Annotated in this window: 4 protein-coding genes; all 4 read left to right on the top strand. The window is 40.0% G+C overall.

Annotated elements, in window-relative coordinates:
* The coding region (locus tag Q428_RS13770; protein ID WP_035381910.1) for a hypothetical protein at positions 1–334 on the top strand (334 nt) is incomplete at its 5' end.
* A gap of 17 nt (positions 335–351) precedes the next feature.
* Positions 352–678, top strand: coding sequence for a hypothetical protein (locus Q428_RS13775; protein ID WP_035381912.1), 327 nt, complete (start codon positions 352–354; stop codon positions 676–678).
* A gap of 124 nt (positions 679–802) precedes the next feature.
* Positions 803–1,192: a hypothetical protein gene (locus tag Q428_RS13780; protein WP_035381914.1), complete on the top strand. Its 390-nt coding sequence runs from the start codon at positions 803–805 to the stop codon at positions 1,190–1,192.
* A gap of 259 nt (positions 1,193–1,451) precedes the next feature.
* Entirely contained in the window at positions 1,452–2,078 is a 627-nt protein-coding gene (locus Q428_RS13785; RefSeq protein ID WP_242847865.1) for a bifunctional DNA primase/polymerase, read from the top strand.
* The last annotated feature ends 47 nt before the right edge of the window (positions 2,079–2,125 follow it).

The raw sequence follows: 2,125 nt of genomic DNA on the forward strand, positions 1-2,125 counted from the left end.
GAGTAAAACTGGTGAAAGTTTAACAAGTTTGTACAGAGCGGTGGGTCCCGACGAATTTTATGATGTAATGAAAACGGGTGAATTTAACGTAATTCCCAATGGACTTCAAGCTAAACAATTTGGGTTAAGTTTTGAGGAAACATTAAAATTTGCAGATAAATACTCGGATATTGGAGCCATAATTGAGGTTAAAGTACCTACAAGTGTGTTAAATAAAATCGGTGATTTTACTCAAGTCGATAAGTTTATATTCAAAAGTGGTACTGTAACTATACATGCTGATAAGTTAGGTGAGTTTAATAAAATAATACAGGAGCTTATTCATAAGTATTAATAACAGAGGAGGATATTATGCTAATAGTTAGAGCAGATATTAAATTTAATAGACCCGAAGGCAATACTGTTGAAAGTGATGGAATATCTACACAATATCCTTTAAGGCCAGCCTTTAAATTTGGTGACGGATTACTATTCTCAGGAACAATAATAAGTAACATTCCTTGTGATAAATTCCTTTACCAAGAATCATATCATGTAAACATTGAGTTCCCTACCATAGAAGGCGAAGCCTATGAAGAAATTAAACCTTTGATTAATGAAGGTATGATTTTAGACATTCAAAATGCCTCTCGTATTATTGGTACAGCTAAAGTGCTTGATTTTACCTATAAAAAATAAAAATAGTGGTGTTTCAAGGTCACACAGTTTCGGCTGGTGTGGCCTTTTTCTTTTTACTTATGCTTGACAAAACGTAATACAATGTGATACAATCAAAACTGCAAGAAATACAGGAGGTGCAATAATGTCTACAGAAAAGGATAGTATGCTTCGGGTAAGACTTACACAAAGGCAGTCGGATGAATTGGATGCCATCATTGATGAGCTTCAAGCACAAATGCCGGAGGCAAGCGTTACCACATCAAGCATAGCAAGATATGCTCTGGAAAAGTATGTGAATGACCATATTGCCAAGCGCGATGGAACCAAGATTTTTATTGAGGTTAGCACAGCCGGTGCCACAGATGAGGATATAAAGAATCTCTACGACCTCATTTCCAAGCTGTTTGACGAAACAAAGGAGAATTATTCACCAACGGTTCATTACATGGTTGGAGAGATTTTAGAGCCTGTAATGATGAAAATGGCAAGACTCATGAAGCTAAAAAAGCCGGAGGTGAAGGCAAGTGAGTAAGAAAAAGTACATTGTCCGCTGCCCACACTGAAATCACAGAGTATTTGATGCCGATTATGCTGATGTTGAAATCAAATGCCGGTGTGCAGAAAGGTTTTTGAAGTGAAGCTGGAGAAAAAGGCGGGGTAAAAAGTGAATAAATCTGGCACAGAGCCGCAAAGGGAGCACAAGACTCACCTATAGAGCCTGGCAGATAGTCTTAAAAACTATTTATCAGGCTCTATTTATATTCGGTGAGACAGGAGGTGAGAATTTGAAAATGACAATGATGGATGCGGCATTAAAATATGCAGAAGCCAATATCCCGGTTATACCTCTGCACTGGATTTGTGAGGATGGCTCCTGCTCCTGCAAGGCAAGGAGTGATTGCGACAGCAAGGGAAAGCATCCGTTATATACCGGCTGGTACAAGAATTCCACTACTGATGTTGAGCAAATAAGGAAATGGTGGACGAAAACCCCCAATGCCAATATAGGCATTCCTACAGGCGAGAAGTCCGGCTGGCTGGTTCTTGATGTGGACGATGGCGGTGATGAGACCCTATCTGCACTTGAAGCAACACATGGAAAACTTCCGGATACGGTTACTGCTGTTACAGGAAGTGGAGGTCGGCACTATGTCTTTAAATACCCTAAAGGCCGGAGCATTCCCAATAAGACCAAGTTTGCACCGGGACTTGATACGCGTTCAACAGGTGGTCTGATTGTCGTAGCTCCAAGCATTCATGTAAGCGGTAATCGGTATGAATGGATAAAGAATCATTCTCCCTTTGACAGAACCCCGGCAGAAGCTCCGGAGTGGCTGTTAAAGCTTATGGAAAGGGAGGAAGTATTGCTTACACCCTTTGAAGGTAGCAGTATTACAGCCTCGACTTGGGACAGATAAGATTTATCATATTTACGTTGCAAATAATAATCTCATAAACATGAACC

The sequence above is a fragment of the Fervidicella metallireducens AeB genome, from assembly GCF_000601455.1.
GTDB lineage: Bacteria > Bacillota > Clostridia > Clostridiales > Caloramatoraceae > Fervidicella > Fervidicella metallireducens.